We start from the raw sequence: 16,334 nt of genomic DNA on the forward strand, positions 1-16,334 counted from the left end.
ACGTTAAACAGTCCGGCCCTGCGGTGGAGCGGACAACCAGTGCGACATTCTCCCGACCACACGAAAGGGGACGGCGTGGCGCCTGGGATGATGACGGTCATGCAGACCCCCCTCTTGCAGCGCATTCGTGCCGCGGTGATCGGCGATGACCAGGTCATGCGGGGGCCCTTCGGCGCGCGCCGGGTGACCTACGCGGACTACACCGCCTCGGGCCGGGCGCTGGACTTCATCGAGCGCTTCGTCCGGGACGAGGTTCTGCCGCGGTACGCCAACACCCACACGGAGTCGTCCGGCACCGGCCTGCAGACGACCCGCCTGCGGGAGGACGCGCGCCAGATCATCAACGAGGCCGTGGGCGGCGACGCCGACACCGTCGTGATCTTCACCGGATCCGGCTCCACCGCGGCGATCGACAAGATGGTGCACATCCTCGGCCTGCGGGTGCCGGCCGCGCTGGAGGACCGCTACGAGCTCTCGGCGCGCATCCCCGCCGCCGATCGCCCGGTCGTGTTCATCGGCCCCTTCGAGCATCACTCCAACGAGTTGCCGTGGCGGGAGTCCATCGCGGACGTGGTCGTCATCCCCGAGGATCACAACGGCCACATCGACCTGGACCGGCTGCGCGCGGAACTCGTGCGGCACGCCGACCGGCCGCTGAGGATCGGATCGTTCTCGGCGGCCTCCAACGTGACCGGGATCGTCAGCGACACGCACGCGATCTCGGCGCTGCTGCACGAGCACGGCGCGCTGTCGTTCTGGGACTTCGCGGCCGCCGCGCCCTACATCGACATCGAGATGCACGACAAGGACGCCGTCTTCATCTCGCCCCACAAGTTCGTCGGCGGCCCCGGCACCCCCGGCGTGCTGGTCGTGCGCCGGGCGCTGCTGACCAACCGGGTCCCCACCGTGCCCGGCGGCGGAACCGTGGACTACGTGAACCCGACCGACCACCACTACATCGCCGACCCGGCCCACCGCGAGGAGGGCGGCACCCCGGCGATCGTCGAGTCGATCCGCGCGGGCCTGGTGTTCCAGCTCAAGCGGGCGGTCGGCACGGACACGATCCGCGCCCTGGAGGAGGGGTTCCTGCGCGAGGCGATCGCGTCGTGGCAGACCAACCCCAACATCGAGATCCTGGGCAACCTGGACGCGCCCCGGCTGTCGATCGTGTCCTTCGTGATCAAGAAGCCCGGGGGGCGGTACCTCCACCACAACTTCGTCGTCTCGCTGCTGAACGACCTGTTCGGGATCCAGTCGCGGGGCGGCTGCTCGTGCGCGGGCCCCTACGGCCACCGGCTGCTGGGCATCGACATCGAGCGCTCGCACCGCTTCGAGCGGGAGATCATCGCCGGCTGCGAGGGCATCAAGCCGGGCTGGGTGCGGGTCAGCTTCAACTACTTCATCTCCGAGACGGTCTTCCGGTACATCGTCGAGGCCGTACACCTCGTGGCGACGCACGGGTGGGCGTTGCTGCCGCAGTACCGCTTCGACCCGCGGACGGGCCTGTGGAAGCACCGCGACGGCGTGGTCGAGCCCCCGCTGCGCCTGTCGGAGCTGTCCTACTCGGACTCCGGCGAGCTGACCTGGCCCTCGCACCACGAGCGGGCGCCCGAGTCCGACCTGGCCGGATACCTGCGCTACGCCCGGGAGCTGTTCGAGTCGCTGCCCGACGAGGCGGAGCCGGACGGGGTCGTGTCGGCCAACTTCGAGGCGCTGCGGTGGTTCGACCTGCCGGCGGTATCGCTGTTGGCGTAACGGCGGGCGGCATCGAAGGGGCGTCGCCGGTGTTCCTGCTCGCATGGACCCCGAAATCGATGCGCTCGACGCGTACAGCCGGGTCGTCTCCACCGTGGCGGCCACCCTGCTGCCGAGCGTCGCCAGCCTGACCGTGCGCAGCCGCCGCGGCGAGGGCGCCGGCTCGGCCGTCGTCTACACCCCGGACGGCTTCACCCTGACCTCGGCGCACGTCGTCGCCGGCGCCGACGGGGGCGTCGCCGAGTTCACCAACGGCACCCAGACCCGCTTCGACGTGGTCGGCGCCGACCCGCTCGCGGACCTGGCGGTGCTGCGCATCCGCGAGGCCGGGGTGCCCCCGGCGACCCTGGGCAACGCCGACGACCTGCGCATCGGCCAGCTCGTCGTGGCGGTGGGCAACCCGCTGGGCCTGGCCGGCTCGGTCACCGCCGGCGTGGTCTCCGCACTCGGGCGCTCGCTGCCCGTGCGCGACGGGCGGCACGCCCGCCTCATCGACGACGTCATCCAGACCGACGCGGCCCTGAACCCGGGCAACTCGGGCGGCGCCCTGGCCGACTCGGCGTCGCGGGTCGTCGGGATCAACACAGCCGTGGCCGGGATCGGGCTCGGCCTGGCGGTGCCGATCAACGGCACGACCCGCCTGATCATGTCCGAGCTCATGGCCACCGGCCGCGTCCGGCGCGCCTGGCTGGGGGTGGCCGGGGCCACCGTGCCGCTCCCGCCGCCCCTCGCGCAGCGCCTGGGGCAGTCCAAGGGCCTGCGGCTGGCCGAGGTGGTGCCCGGGAGCCCGGCCGGGCTGGCCGGGCTCTACGTGGGCGACGTGGTGCTCAGCGCCGGCGGCAAACCGATCACCGGCGTGCAGGACGTGCTGCGGCTGATGCTGGGCGCCGCGATCGGCACGCGACTGCCGATCACGGTGCTGCGCAAGGACGCCCTGGTCGACGTGGTCGCCGTCCCGGCCCCACTGGAGTGAGCGCCCGGGTGGGGGGTTCGGGGTCCCCCAACAGCAACGTCAGCTCAGCCGCTCCAGCACCATCGCCATGCCCTGACCGCCGCCGACGCACATCGTCTCGAGGCCGATGGACTTGTCGTGCCAGTTCAGCGAGTTGATGAGCGTCCCGGTGATGCGCGCGCCCGTCATGCCGAAGGGGTGCCCGACCGCGATCGCGCCGCCGTTGACGTTGAGCTTCTCCAGCGGGATGCCCAGCTGCCGGTACGACGGGATGACCTGCGCCGCGAAGGCCTCGTTGATCTCGACCAGGTCGACGTCGTCGATGGTCATCCCGGCCCGCCGCAGCGCGCTGCGCGAGGCCTCGACCGGGCCGATGCCCATGATCTCCGGCGACATCGCGGTCACGCCGGTGGAGACGATCCGGGCCAGCGGCGTGATCCCGAGCTCGCGGGCCTTGGTGTCGCTCATGATGACCACCGCGGCCGCGCCGTCGTTGAGCGGGCAGCAGTTGCCGGCGGTCACGCGGCCGTCGGGCCGGAACACCGGCTTGAGCCCGGCGACGCCCTCGAGCGTGACGCCCGCCCGCGGCCCGTCGTCGGTGGAGACGACCTCGCCGGTCGGGGTGGTGACGGGGGTGATCTCGCGGGCCCAGAAGCCGTTCTTGATGGCCTCCTCGGCGAGGTTCTGCGACCGGACGCCGAACTCGTCCATGTCCTGCCGGGTGACGCCCTCGACCTCGGCCAGGTTCTCGGCGGTCTGCCCCATGGCGATGTAGATGTCGGGCAGCTCGCCGTCCTCACGCGGGTCGTGCCACGCGTCGGCGCCGCCCTCGGAGCGCTTGGTCGTGCGCGCGTAGGCGTCCGCGAACGCCGGGTTCTGCCACGGCCCGCCGACGGCCGCCTGCGCGTCGGGCGGGAGGGCGTCGGAGTTGCCGCGCGCGTACCGCGACACGCACTCGACCCCGGCCGAGATGAACACGTCGCCCTCGCCGGCCTTGATCGCGTGGAAGGCCATGCGCGTGGTCTGCAGCGACGATGCGCAGTACCGCGTGGTCGTGGCGCCGGGCAGGTGGTCGAACCCGAGCAGCGTGCTCACCACGCGGGCCATGTTGAAGCCCTGTTCGCCGCCGGGAAGGCCGCAGCCCAGGTAGAGGTCCTCGATCGCGCGCGGATCGAGCTGCGGCACCTTGTCGAGGGCGGCACGGACGATGGTGGCGGCAAGATCGTCGGGGCGGAGGTCGCGCAGCGATCCCTTGACGGCACGGCCGATCGGGGACCGGGCGGTGGCAACGATGACAGCTTCCGGCATACCTCGGATGCTACTTCGAGGTAACCCCGGCCCATCCGCCTTCGCCCCGCCAAAATTGTCACACGACGTGCGCAATCCAAGGCACCATGACTCGGGTCCGCGGTGGTCCGGACCGTCGCTCCCGCCAGACACCACTGGGCGCTGGCGCGCCGACGCTGCCAGGCCCGCGGCTGGTCACCCTTCGCTTCCCCGCCGGACGCAGAGGCTCGCGCCCGGTCACCCCACGCCCGCCGGTCCGGCGCCGCCCGGCGCGCGGCCGGTCGCCGCCTCCCGGCGGCAAGTCCTCACGGCAGTTCACCCGACGACCGCCGCTCCTACACGGCCAGCACACGGCCAGCGCACGGCCGGTCGCCGCCTCCCGACGGCCAGTCCGCACGGCAGCTCACCCGACGGTCGCCGCGCCTACACGGCCGGCGCAGGGCCCGTCGCCGTCTCCCGGCGGCCAGTCCGCACGGCAGCTCACCCGACGACCGCCGCGCCTACACGGCCAGCACACGGCCGGTCGCCGCCTCCGCCGGCAAGTCCTCACGGCAGGTCATCCGACGGTCGCCGCGCCTACGCGGCCCGGCGCACCGCCGCGGCCTCCTCGACGGCGGGCAGCAGCGCGTGCGCCCAGACCCGATACCCGTCCGCCGACGGATGGAAGCCGTCGTGGCAGAGCGTCCCCGCGTCCGCCCGGAACACCGCCCCGGTACGCGCCCCCAGGTCGACCACCACCGCGCCCGCGGCCCCCGCCGCGGCCGCCTGCAGCCGGGCCATCCGCCGGCTCCGCAGCCCGAGAAGCTGCCGCAGCGGCGGCGCGAAGGCACGCAGGGCGCCGAAGTCGGGGCAGGTCCCGACGACCACGGGAATGCTCGCGTCGTGCAGCCGCCGGCAGGCCGCCCCGAGGTGCTCGGCCGCGTCCGAGGCCCGGCCGGCGTGGGTGACGTCGTTGGTGCCGACGAGCACGAGGGCCACGTCCGGCACCGGCCCGACGAGCGCCCGGGCGACCTGGGTGGCCAGGTCGGAGGAGCGTGATCCGGACACGGCGACGCTGGAGAGCTCGACCCGCCGGCCCGAGGCCCCGGCCGCCAGCAGCGCCGCGAGCTGACCGCCGACGGTGTCCGCCACCCGCTCGACCCCCACGCCGAGCGCGGTCGCGTCGCCGAGCAGCACCAGGCGCATGGGCGGCTTCCCGGCACCCCCGATCGAGGAGCGCATCGCGAGCCGCATGTCGGGCTTCGCGTAGGGGCGGGTGCGGGCGGCAACCGCCTGCGCGGCGAGCACGGCGGCCCCGCCGACCGTGCCCGCGATCACCGTGACGGTCGCGAGCTGGGCGAGGCGCTTGACGACACTCACGCCGTCACCTCCGTTCCGAGCGAGTCAATCGAATCACGGTCCGGGTGACACGAACAAGGGGCAAATCCGGACGAACTGCGGAACACAAAGTGACGGAAACCACTCTCCGCCCGTTCCCGCCGACTCCCGGACCGGCTCCAAGTCGCCGGGCTACGCAGCGTGCCACCGGTATCACGTGATGGCCCAATACCCTCTCCGCCCCGCGGACTCACACCCACCGCCGAGCGCCGCACCACGACCGCCCGAAGGACCGCCCGAAGGGCCGCCCCGGCCGCCGGCCTGTGGGCACCCGGACGACCGCCCCAGGCCGCCGTCCCAGGCCGCCGTCCCAGGCCGCCGTCCCCTGGGCCTGCGGGCACCCGGACGACCGCCCCAGGCCGCCGTCCCAGGCCGCCGTCCCCTGGGCCTGCGGGCACCCGAACGACCGCCCCAGGCCGCCGCCCCCCGGCCGCCCGAGGGACCGCTCCGGACCGCCGACCCACGGCCGCAGGGAGGACCGGTCCGGGCCGCCGGCGCGTGACTGTCCACGCCGGTCCCGGTCACCAGTCCGCCGGCTCCGCAGCCCGGCCCGTGGCCTGGACTGTCCACGCCGGTCCCGGTCACCGGTCCGCCGGCTCCGCAGCCCGGCCCGTGGCCTGGACTGTCCACGCCGGTCCCGGTCACCGGTCCGCCGGCTCCGCAGCCCGGCCCGTGGCCCGGTCTGTGGCCTGGTCCGCGGCTCGGTCCGTGGCCCGGTCCGGGGTGCGGTCGGCCTGCTGCGGGAGCCGGTGCCAGACCCGCCGGCGCAGCTGGGCCCAGCGGCCCGCCGGACCCCGGTCGTGCCCGGCCACCTGGGCCGCGCTGACCTCGGTGCCCGGCCGGTGCGCGGCCTCCGCCGCGGCCTGCGGCAGCGCCCGCACACCCTCGCCGGCCGCCAGCGCCCGAGCCGGGGCCGCGATCGCGCCCGCGACCGGGGCCGGCTCGGTGAGCGCGGCGACGACGGTGGGCAGGACGGCCTGGGCGGCGGCCAGGTATCCGGCGCCGGACGGGTGGAACCGGTCGAGGCTGAACATCCGGTCGGGCTCGGCGTAGAAGAGCTCGCCGAGCAGGTCGCCCAGCGAGACCGTCCGGCCGCCGGCCTCGACGACCGCGATCGTCTGCGCGGTGGCCATCTGCCGGCTCCAGCGCCGCGCCAGCCAGCGCAGCGGGGGCTGGATGGGCCGGATGGTGCCCAGGTCGGGGCAGGTGCCCACGACGACCTCGACGCCCGCCTCACGCAATACGCGCACCGCGCGCACCAGGTGCCGCACGGCGGTCGGGATGCGCACGCGGTGGGTCACGTCGTTGCCGCCGATGCAGATGACGGCGACGTCCGGATGCTGGCGCAGGGCCACCTCCACCTGCGGCGGGAGACCCTTGGACTCGGCCCCGACGACGGCCAGGCAGCGCATCCAGACCGGCCGTCGCAACTGCTCGGCCAGCCCGGCCGCCACCGCGGCGGCAAACGTCTCGCTGGGGCTCAGCGCACCGTACCCGGCGGCGGAGGAGTCCCCCAGCACCACCAGCCGCACCGGCGGCCCCTCGAACTGGGTGCCGTAGAGCCCGTTCGCGCGCGGCGGCGGGCTCACCACCTGGGGAATCGTCTTGCGCGCCAGCAGCGCCTGGCCCAGCACCAACCCGTAGAACAGCGCGCCCGCCCCGGCTACGCCACCGCCACCGACCACCGCCGCCGTGGCTATCCGCTTCACCCGCTCCGACTGCAGCTTCACCGCCCCCGCCCTTTCCATCCCCGAGGTCCCCGCGGCCCCCGAGGCTAACCCCCGCCCTCCAACTAAACGTCGCTCATCCGGACCGGTCCGGCCCCGCTCGCAGCAGGGTGATCCGAATCAGCACCCGCTGTTCCGCAACCATTGCGGCGCGATATTCATCCCAGTTGTCGTGTTCCCGTCCGGATGCCCGCCGGTAGTAGTCGATCAAACCTTCAACACTCTGCGGGGGCGGAATGATCTCAGCTTCACCCTCGACCTGGATCCACCGGCCGTAGAACCCGTCGGGCAGCACGCACACCGCCGCCCGCGGGTCCCGCCGCAGGTTGCGCACCTTGTAGGCGGGCTCGCGGCTGCTGATCACCACGCGGCCCTCGGCGTCCACCGCGACGACGACCGGCGACATCTGCACCCCGCCGTCGGCTCGGCGGGTGGCGAGCACGGCCTGGTGCTGGTCCGCCAGAACGGCACGAGCCTCATCGAGATCCATGTCGCCATTGTCCCTCAGTCCGGCTCGTGGCCGGCCGTTCTCGTCCGCGCGGACGAAGCACCCGCCGCGCGGACGAGAACAGCCGGCCCCACGCGGACAAAGCAGCTGCCCGCGGACAAAGCGGACGCAGCAGCTGCTCGCCGTGGACGAAACGGACGAAATGGCCGCTGCAGAGGGACACAGCGGCAGCTCCACGCGGACAAAGCGGACGCAACCGCCGCTCGCTGTGGACAAAGCGGACACAGCCGCCGCTCGCCGCGACAAAGCGGACGAAGCCGCCGCTCGCCGCGACAAAGCGGACGAAGCGGCCGGTCCGCCCGGATGAGGCGGACGAACACCCGCTCCGCGGGGACGAACCGGTCCAGGAGCCGACAGTGACTCCGGCACATGGTGACGAGCACCGTTACATTCGAAGCAAGGCAGAGAGGGCGGTCACCATGGCGGACAGTGCGCTGCGACGGAGGATGGCGTGGACGGCGCTCGCGCGCGTCTTCCGCTCCGACACCCCCGGAATCGGCCGGCGGCTCGGAGCGATCCCGCGCATGATCAAGGCGACGATGAAGGGGCAGTACGACGGCGGCACGCGCCTGGCGATGCTGGCCGTCGCCGGGGCGTACATCGTCTCCCCCATCGACGCCGTGCCGGAGGCGTTCCTGCTGGTCTTCGGGCTCGTCGACGACCTGGCCGTGGCCGGGTACTTCGCCGGCGCCCTGATGGACGAGCTCGAGCGCTTCCTGGAGTGGGAGAAGCAACGGGAGCACATCATTCCCGGACACGTCGTCGGGTAGCCCGCGGGCGGGCCGGATACGCTGGCGGCGTGCGCTACTACGACAACGTCGTCGAGATGGTGGGCAACACGCCCCTGGTCCGGCTCCGCAACGTCACCGCGGGCATCTCCGCCACCGTCCTGGCCAAGGTGGAATACCTCAATCCCGGCGGCAGCGTGAAGGACCGCATCGCGCTGCGGATGGTCGAGGAGGCCGAGAAGGCCGGGCTGCTCGGGCCGGGCGGGACGATCGTCGAGCCCACGTCCGGCAACACCGGCGTCGGGCTCGCGCTGGTGGCCCAGCTCAAGGGGTACCGCTGCGTCTTCGTCTGCCCCGACAAGGTGAGCGAGGACAAGCAGAACGTCCTGCGGGCCTACGGAGCCGAGGTCGTGGTCTGCCCCACCGCCGTCGCCCCCGAGGACCCCCGGTCCTACTACAACGTCTCCGACCGCCTGGCCCGGGAGATCCCCGGCGCCTGGAAGCCCGACCAGTACGCGAACCCGGCCAACCCGCGCTCGCACTACGAGAGCACCGGCCCCGAGATCTGGGAGCAGACCGAGGGCCGCGTCACCCACTTCGTGGCGGGCGTCGGCACCGGCGGCACGATCTCCGGCGCCGGGCGCTACCTGAAGGAGGCCTCCGAGGGCCGCGTGCGCGTCGTCGGGGCCGACCCCGAGGGCTCGGTGTATTCGGGCGGCACCGGCCGCCCCTACCTCGTCGAGGGGGTCGGCGAGGACTTCTGGCCGACGACCTACGATCGCACCATCTGCGACGAGATCGTCGAGGTGTCGGACAAGGACTCGTTCGAGCTGACCCGCCGCCTGGCCCGCGAGGAGGGCCTGCTCGTCGGCGGCTCCTGCGGCATGGCCGTGGCCGCCGCGCTGAAGGTCGCCCGCGAGGCCGGCCCGGACGACGTGGTCGTGGTGCTGCTGCCCGACGGGGGCCGCGGCTACCTCTCCAAGATCTTCAATGACGACTGGATGGCCCGGTACGGCTTCCTGCGTACCGCCGAGCAGACCCCGACGGTCGCCGACGTCCTCGTCGGCAAGGACGGCCGGGTGCCAGGCATGGTGCACGTGCACCCCAACGAGACCGTGCGCGACGCGATCGACTACATGCGCGAATACGGCGTCTCGCAGCTACCGGTGCTCAAGGCCGAGCCGCCCGTCGTCACCGGCGAGGTCGCGGGCTCGATCGCCGAGCGGGACCTGCTGGACGCGCTGTTCTCGGGCCACGCCCACCTGCACGACATGGTCGAGCGGCACATGGGCGACCCGCTGCCGATGATCGGCGGCGGCCAGCCCGTGAGCGAGGCGGTCGCGCTGCTGGAGAAGGCCGACGCCGCGGTGGTGCTCATCGACGGCAAGCCGGCCGGCGTCATCACCCGCCAGGACCTGCTCGCCCACCTGACCTGAGTCGTCTAGCCGAAGGCGCCGCGGACCGCTGTGATGCGGGCCGCGGCGTCCTGCCGCACCGCGAGCGGGGCGAAGCGGCGCAGGTCGGCCGCGACCACCTGCAGCTGGTCCGGCAGGGCCAGGTCGTTGTCGAGCCGGGGCACGGGCAGCGGCGGCCGGCCTTCCGCCTCCGCGCACCGGTCGGCCATCCACTGCACAAGGTCGTGCATCAGGTCGGCCCGGCTGGGCCCGGACAGCCCGGAGACCGACAGACTGGACGCCGCCCATCGGGGCGGCGTCCAGTGTGAGACCTGGCCGACCAGCTTGCGCACCGCGGTGTCGAGCTGATCGTCGTGCGTCATCAGCGGCGCAGGTAGCTCAGCATGCGCAGGATCTCGTAGTACAGGAAGATCAGCCCCACGAGGATGCCGAACGCGCAGTACCAGGCGTACTTCTCCGGCATCCCGTAGCGCACGCCCTGCTCGATCGCGTCGAAGTCCAGGATGAAGGTCAGCGCGGCCACGCCGATGATCACCAGGCTGAAGACGATCGGCAGCCAGCTGACCTGGCCGTTCATCGTGTACTCACGCAGGCCCAGGTTGACGCCGAACATGTAGAACAGCCAGTTGGCGAGCGACAGGACCACGACGCCGATGAGGGCGCCGATGACGAACTTGGTGAAGCGCGGCGTCGCTCGCAGCACCTTGAGCTTGTAGAGCACCGCCATCACGGCGAAGATGCCGAACGTGCCGACGACGGCCTGCAGCACGATGCCCGAGAACCAGCTCTCGAACGCGCGGCTGATGATGCCGAGCGCGACGCCCTGCAGCGCCGCGTAGGGGATGATCACCGCGGGGCTGGTGACCCGGCGGAACGAGATGACGAGGCCCAGCACGAGCCCGGCGATGCCGGACATGAAGGCCGCGAAGAAGGTCACCGGGCTGCTGGCCGGCAACAGGATCCATGCGCCGGCCCCGACCACGCCGGTGATGGCGAGCAGGGCGACGGTCCGGACGACGACGTCGTCCATGGTCATGGCGCGCGTCGGCGCGCCCGGATACGCGGTCTCGTAACGGGAAGCCCGCGCCGCCTCGCCAAGGCGGGTGAGCACCGGGTTCGAACTCTGCACGATCGGCCTCCATGGGCTCTCATTCACGTGTAAGCCCAGGGTACCGCGAACCCGCCCGCGCGAAACGGGCACCATACAGCCCGACGTTACGGTCGCGGACAATGACGGAACGCGTGGGGACTCGTGGGAATCGTGAGGGGGTGTCGACCAGCAAACTCGGTGCCCGGGGCGGGGTTCGAACCCGCACGCCTCGCGGCAGCCGCTTTTAAGGCGGCCGTGTCTGCCGTTCCACCACCCGGGCGTAGAAACGCGATCTCACGGTAGCCCGTCCGACGAACCCCCAACACCGACAAGGGGTTGGCCGTTACTGTCGTCCGGGTGACCAGCGCCCCACAGACCGACGAGGCGGGCACTGCGCCGGTTGACCATGAAACACCGGCCGCGCAGCCATTGCGCATTCGCCGCTTATGGATTAGCGACCTTGCCGCGTGCTCCCTCATGGTGCTCGCGGCCGCCCTGCTGACGCGGGGCCTCTGGGCCGATCCAGCGGGTCGCGGCCTCGCGCTGAACGCCAATGACCAGGCCCTCGACGAGTGGTTTCTCGCCTACGCCACCCGAGCGTACCGCGGCGACCTGCACTTCGTGACCGGTGCGCTCAACGCGCCCGAGGGCATCAACGTGCTCGGCAACGCCTCGCTCGTCGGGCTCGGCGTGCTCTTCGCCCCGTTGACCCTCGCGTTCGGGGCGCCGGTGACGTTCGCGGTCGTGACCGGGTTCAACCTCGCGGCCAACGGCGCCGGGTGGTACCTCCTCTTCGCCCGCACCGCCGGGCTCCACCGCCTGGCCGCGCTCGTCGGCGGCGCCTTCTGCGGCTTCGCGCCGGGCATGGTGAGCCAGTCCAACGGCCACCTGCACATGACCGCGGCCTGGCTGGTGCCCGCGATCGCCTGGTGCGTGTTCAGCCTCGCCAAGGGGCAGCGCAGTGCCCGGCTCGGACTGCTGCTGGGCGGGCTGGTCGTCGCGCAGTTCTTCCTCGGCGAGGAGGTCCTGCTCCTGGCCGCCGTCACCCTCACGCTGTTCTGCCTCGCGTTCGCCGCGACCACCCGGCCGATCCCGAGGCACGTGCTGCCGTCGCTGGGCATCGGGCTCGGCGTCGCCGCGGCCGTCGCCCTGGTCGCGCTCGTGTTCCCGATCTGGCTGCAGTTCCGCGGACCGCAGAGCGCGCACGGCGGCGTGTTCAAGCCGGAGTTCTACTCGGCCGACCTCAAGAGCTTCGCGGCCATCTCCCCGCTCTCGCTGGCCGGCGGCGACGGCGCGGCGCGGCTGGCGAGCGGGCCGGCGGAGTACACCGCCTTCTTCGGCGCCCCCGTGCTCATCGTGGTCCTGGGCGCGACGCTGTGGATGTGGCGCCGCCCGGCCGTCGTGGCGTGCACGGTGGTGTCGATCGTGCTGTGCGCGCTCGCGCTCGGCCCGCACGTCGTGGTCGGGCACGAGCGCACCGAGCAGTGGGCGCCGTACTCCCTGATCGCCCACGTCCCGATCGTGGAGTGGGCGCTGCCGACCCGCTTCGCGCTGGCCGCCGTCCCGCTGCTCGGATTCGTGCTCGCAAGCGTGGTACACGCCGCGCTGACCCAGACCGAGACGCTCCGGCTGCTCGCGCCGGTCGCGGTGGTGGCCGCGCTCGTGCCGCTGGCCCCGAGGCCGCTGCCCACCGCCGAGCGCGCCCCGGTGCCGAAGTTCTTCACCGAGGGGTACTGGCGCGGCTGCGCCCCCCGCGACGGCACGATCGTCCCGGTGCCGCTGCCCGACTGGAACGACCCGCAGGCGATGCGCTGGGCCGCGGCCACCGCCGTGTCGTTCGCGACCCCGCAGGGCTGGTTCATCGGCCCGTACGGCGACGGCGGCGGCTCGGCCGTTGGCGTCTTCCCGCGGCCGACGTCGCAGCTGCTGCACCGGGTGGTGGCCAACGACAGCCCGCCGGTGCTCACCGACCAGGATCGCATCGACCTGCGCCGCGACGCCGCCTACTGGCACGCGTCGTGCTTCGTGCTCGCCGACGGCCAGCGGGGCGCCGCGGCGCTCAAGAGCACCCTCGACGCCCTGCTCGGCCCCGGCGAACGCGTCGCCGACGTGTGGGTCTGGCGAGCCCGGAGCTAGGCCGCCTTCTTCTCGCCGGTCTGGCCCCGCACGGGCAGCGGGATCGGGACCGCGACCTCGGTGAAGGCCTCGCGCGGCTCGTGCAGGGAGCCGAGCGCGACGACCTCGCGGCGCAGCACGAGCTGCAGGGTCCAGTCCACGAGCACTCGGATCTTGCGGTTCAGGGTGGGGATGCGGCTGAGGTGGTACGTCCGGTGCATGAACCACGCCGGGACGCCTCGGACCTTGATGCCGTACACCCGCGCGGCCCCCTTGTAGAGCCCGAGCCCGGCGACCGAGCCCACGTGCTTGTGCCGGTAGTCGACGGGCGCCCGGCCCCGCACCACCGCCGCGATGTTGTCGGCGAGCCGGGCGGCCTGCCGCACCGCGTGCTGGGCGCTGGGCGAGCACAGCGCGCCCGGGTCCCCGGCGGTGAGGTCCGGCACCGCGGCGCAGTCGCCGGCGCTCCACGCGCCCTCGACCACGTTGCCCTCGGCGTCGACGACCTGCAGCGTCGGCTTGCAGGTGATCGCGCCGCGGGGGCTTCTGGGCAGGTCGGTGTCCTCGAGCATCGGGTGCGGCTTGACGCCCGCGGTCCACACGATCGTGTCGGCCTCGAAGGCGTCGCCGTCGGAGAGCCGCACGAGGCCGTCGACGCACGACTCCAGCCGCGTGCCGAGGCGGATGTCGATGCCGCGCCGCGTCAGCTGGACCGCGGTGTAGGCCCCCATCTCCGCGCCGACCTCGGGCAGGATGCGGTTGGCCGCCTCCACGAGCACGAAGCGGACCTCGTCGCGGGGGATCTCCGGGTAGTACCGCAGCGCGCCCCGGACCATGTCCTCCATCTCGGCCAGCGCCTCGACGCCCGCGTAGCCGCCGCCGACGAAGACGAAGGCGAGCGCGCGGCGCCGCGTGGCCTCGTCGTCGGTGGTCGCGGCGACGTCGAGCCGGTCCAGCACGCTGTTGCGCAGGAACACGGCCTCGCCGATGGTCTTGAAGCCGACCGCCTGCTCGCGCAGGCCGGGGATCGGCAGGGTGCGCGAGACCGAGCCGGGCGCGACGACGATGTGGTCGTAGGGCACCTCGCGCGCCGGGCCGATGATCGGCTGGACGATCGCGACCTTGCGCGCGTGCTCGATGCTGGTCACCGTGCCGGACAGCACGTGACAGTCCTTGAGCTCGCGGCGCAGCGGGACGACGCTGTGCCGGGGCGAGATGTTGCCGGCCGCCGACTCCGGCAGGAACGGCTGGTAGGTCATGTGGGGCTGGGGGTCGACGACGGTGACCTCAGCCTCGTGCCGGTGGAGCTTCTTGGACATGCGCAGGGCGGCATAGAGCCCGACGTGCCCGGCCCCGACGATCAGGATTCGCTTCGCAGCCACGGCTTCAACGCTAGGGACGACCGTCGCTCTGCACTGCCGCAGGCCGGACACATGTAACCCTCGTTACCAGGCCTGTAACCGGGGCCACAGGGGGTCAGCCGGACACCCGGCGGGCCACGAGATAGGCCAGGACACCGGCCGCGGCGACCCCCACGAGGGACGCGACGAGGAACACGGGACCGATCGTCGCCCGCACGAGGAACAGCATCGCCACGCTGACCACCGCGCTCACGGCCACCACCGCGCCGGCCCGCAGCAGCCAGCCGCTGATCACGCCCGGGGAGACCACGGCGTCGTAGGGCAGCACCGCGGCCAGGGCGGCCATGGAGTGCATGAGGTACAGCGCCGTCGAGAGCCCGATGAGCCGGGGGACGGAGACGCTCTCGCCGTACAGCAGCGGCCCCAGCACCCAGCCGAACGCGCACGCGAAGATCGCGAGCCCGGGCAGGCGCGAGCGCGGGAACGTCGCGGGCAGCAGCGCCACGATGGCGGCCAGCACGATGGCGGCCACGTTGCGCATGACCTCGGCCGGGAACGCGAGCACCAGGCTCAGCGCCGCGAAGAGCACGATCGCGCCGCGGACCAGCAGCGGCCCGGCCGCGGCCCGCCCGGCCTTGTCCCGCAGGCGGCCGATGCGGCCAGAGCAGTATTCCGCCAGCTCGTCCAGCATTACGCCGTCACCGTCCGCCCGACCGCCACGCGGGCGACCCCCTGCAGCACCTCGTCGAGGCTGCCGGCCCCGCCCCAGGCGACGACCGGCACGCCGTGCTCCCGCAGCTGGCCGATGATGGCCTCGCGCTCCAGGCGCCACATGCGCTGGGCGACGTCGCCCCACTTGCCGGTCGCGCGCAGACGCAGGACCGGATCCGCCAGCGTGTCCACGGCCACCACGAACCTTCCGGCGCGGGCCAGGTTGGCCAGCATCGCCGCGCTGCGCACGTCCAGCAGCGGGGTGAGCACCATCACCAGCGCGTTGCCCTGGATCATGTGCGGGCCGAACGACGACGGCGGCGGCTCGTCGGCCTGCTCGCCGGCGGCGACGTCGAGCAGGAACTCCAGCGCGGTCATGTAGTGCCGCCGGCCGCTGGCCGCGCGCAGGTGCCGGACGGTCCCGCCGTACTGCAGCAGCGCCACCCGGTCGCCCCGGTGCAGGTAGTGCTCGGCGATGCCGGCCGCGGCGCGCACGGTGATGTCGAGCACGGAGGCGCGCCCGTCGATGCCGCCGGAGCGCCCGGCCTCGTGCAGCGCGTCGAGCAGCACGACGACCTCGGCGTCGCGGTCGGAGAGGGTGCTCACGACGTGGATCTCGCGGGTGCGCAGCGACACCCGCCAGTCGATGCGGCGCAGGCGGTCGCCGGGGCCGAAGCGGCGCACGCCCGCGAGCTCGCCGCCCTCGCCGGGCCGGCGGGAGCGGTGGCCGCCGACGTGCCCGGCCGCGCGGGGCATCGCCTCGGCCGCGTCGAAGTGCTCGGTCGCCGGGTACGCCTTGAGCGGCAGCGGCGGCGTCTGCACCGCGCGGCCGACGAGCAGCCCGTCGGAGGCGACGGCGTGCGCGGTCACCGGGCCGAGCGGGTGGCGGCCCCAGCGCAGCACCCGGCCCTCGAGGTCGACGCCGGAGATCGTCCCGGCGTCGACGGTGACCGCGTAGGGGCGGTCGCTGTGCTTGAGCCGGACCCAGCGCGGGACCACCGAGCGGACCACGACCAGGTCGAAGCCGGCCGGGTTCGGGTTGCCGACGTTGATCGAGACGCCGAGGTCGGCCCCCTCGACCAGGAACGGCTCGGCCGCGACGGCCTCGACCGTGGGGCCGCGGCGCGGACGGCGAACCAGCGACACCGCGGTGCCGATGGCGAACGGCGCGGCGATGACCACCAGGTCGAAGCGGCCGGTGAGCACGGCGATGAGCACGAGCGCCCCGGTGACCAGCACGGCCCGGCCCAGGGCGCGGGTCGGCTCGAACGCCCGCGCGTGGGACCGGGGTGCCCCCCGCTCGCTCAT

14 protein-coding genes and 1 tRNA gene are annotated in these 16,334 nt (G+C 73.2%); 5 read left to right on the forward strand and 10 right to left on the reverse strand.

Annotated features, from left to right (window positions below):
• Positions 1–99: 99 nt before the first annotated feature.
• Together ACQP2P_RS42170 and ACQP2P_RS42175 are read left to right on the forward strand one after the other, a co-directional pair.
• Positions 100–1,755, forward strand: coding sequence for an aminotransferase class V-fold PLP-dependent enzyme (locus ACQP2P_RS42170; protein WP_433610747.1), 1,656 nt, complete (start codon positions 100–102; stop codon positions 1,753–1,755).
• A gap of 43 nt (positions 1,756–1,798) precedes the next feature.
• Positions 1,799–2,728, forward strand: a complete 930-nt coding sequence (locus ACQP2P_RS42175; protein WP_433610749.1) for a S1C family serine protease — start codon at positions 1,799–1,801, stop codon at positions 2,726–2,728.
• Between the two features lie 39 nt (positions 2,729–2,767).
• Here ACQP2P_RS42175 and ACQP2P_RS42180 read toward each other — a convergent pair whose 3' ends face one another.
• The 4 genes from ACQP2P_RS42180 to ACQP2P_RS42195 form a co-directional block, all read right to left on the reverse strand.
• Positions 2,768–4,015, reverse strand: coding sequence for an acetyl-CoA C-acetyltransferase (locus ACQP2P_RS42180; protein WP_433610751.1), 1,248 nt, complete (start codon positions 4,013–4,015; stop codon positions 2,768–2,770).
• A 555-nt stretch (positions 4,016–4,570) separates the two neighbouring features.
• Entirely contained in the window at positions 4,571–5,353 is a 783-nt protein-coding gene (locus tag ACQP2P_RS42185) for an SGNH/GDSL hydrolase family protein (protein WP_433610753.1), read from the reverse strand.
• 659 nt (positions 5,354–6,012) lie between these two features.
• A complete protein-coding gene (locus ACQP2P_RS42190) occupies positions 6,013–7,119 on the reverse strand; it encodes an SGNH/GDSL hydrolase family protein (protein ID WP_433610755.1) in 1,107 nt (368 codons plus the stop codon).
• A gap of 55 nt (positions 7,120–7,174) precedes the next feature.
• Positions 7,175–7,588, reverse strand: a complete 414-nt coding sequence (locus tag ACQP2P_RS42195; protein WP_433610757.1) for a PPOX class F420-dependent oxidoreductase — start codon at positions 7,586–7,588, stop codon at positions 7,175–7,177.
• A 437-nt stretch (positions 7,589–8,025) separates the two neighbouring features.
• On the opposite strand from ACQP2P_RS42195, the gene ACQP2P_RS42200 reads away from it, so the two are divergent.
• Positions 8,026–8,376 (forward strand): YkvA family protein, encoded by a 351-nt coding sequence (locus ACQP2P_RS42200; RefSeq protein WP_433610759.1) that lies wholly within the window; start codon positions 8,026–8,028, stop codon positions 8,374–8,376.
• Between the two features lie 29 nt (positions 8,377–8,405).
• The gene (locus ACQP2P_RS42205) at positions 8,406–9,770 is read left to right on the forward strand and encodes a cystathionine beta-synthase (protein ID WP_433610761.1); all 1,365 of its coding nucleotides are present in this window, start codon (positions 8,406–8,408) and stop codon (positions 9,768–9,770) included.
• Between the two features lie 5 nt (positions 9,771–9,775).
• Here the strand turns inward: ACQP2P_RS42205 and ACQP2P_RS42210 are convergent, their stop codons facing one another.
• The 3 genes from ACQP2P_RS42210 to ACQP2P_RS42220 all read right to left on the reverse strand — a co-directional run bounded on the left by ACQP2P_RS42210 (position 9,776) and on the right by ACQP2P_RS42220 (position 11,119).
• Entirely contained in the window at positions 9,776–10,111 is a 336-nt protein-coding gene (locus ACQP2P_RS42210; protein WP_433610763.1) for a hypothetical protein, read from the reverse strand.
• Complete coding sequence (locus ACQP2P_RS42215; protein ID WP_433610765.1) at positions 10,111–10,878, reverse strand: Bax inhibitor-1/YccA family protein; 768 nt, start codon at positions 10,876–10,878, stop codon at positions 10,111–10,113. The genes ACQP2P_RS42210 and ACQP2P_RS42215 overlap by 1 nt, the downstream gene beginning before the upstream one ends.
• Positions 10,879–11,038: 160 nt before the next feature.
• A tRNA-Leu gene (locus ACQP2P_RS42220) sits at positions 11,039–11,119 on the reverse strand.
• 197 nt (positions 11,120–11,316) lie between these two features.
• On the opposite strand from ACQP2P_RS42220, the gene ACQP2P_RS42225 reads away from it, so the two are divergent.
• Entirely contained in the window at positions 11,317–12,975 is a 1,659-nt protein-coding gene (locus ACQP2P_RS42225; RefSeq protein WP_433610767.1) for a hypothetical protein, read from the forward strand.
• Here ACQP2P_RS42225 and ACQP2P_RS42230 read toward each other — a convergent pair.
• The 3 genes from ACQP2P_RS42230 to ACQP2P_RS42240 form a co-directional block, all read right to left on the reverse strand.
• Entirely contained in the window at positions 12,972–14,336 is a 1,365-nt protein-coding gene (locus ACQP2P_RS42230; RefSeq protein ID WP_433610769.1) for an NAD(P)/FAD-dependent oxidoreductase, read from the reverse strand. The two genes, ACQP2P_RS42225 and ACQP2P_RS42230, sit on opposite strands and share 4 nt — an antisense overlap.
• 94 nt (positions 14,337–14,430) lie before the next feature.
• Complete coding sequence (locus tag ACQP2P_RS42235) at positions 14,431–15,006, reverse strand: hypothetical protein (protein ID WP_433610771.1); 576 nt, start codon at positions 15,004–15,006, stop codon at positions 14,431–14,433.
• Positions 15,006–16,334: a DUF58 domain-containing protein gene (locus ACQP2P_RS42240; protein WP_433080594.1), complete on the reverse strand. Its 1,329-nt coding sequence runs from the start codon at positions 16,332–16,334 to the stop codon at positions 15,006–15,008. Before ACQP2P_RS42240 ends, ACQP2P_RS42235 begins: the two co-directional genes overlap by 1 nt.

Origin of the sequence: Dactylosporangium sp. CA-139114, assembly GCF_050955725.1 — a bacterium.
Lineage (GTDB): Bacteria > Actinomycetota > Actinomycetes > Mycobacteriales > Micromonosporaceae > Dactylosporangium.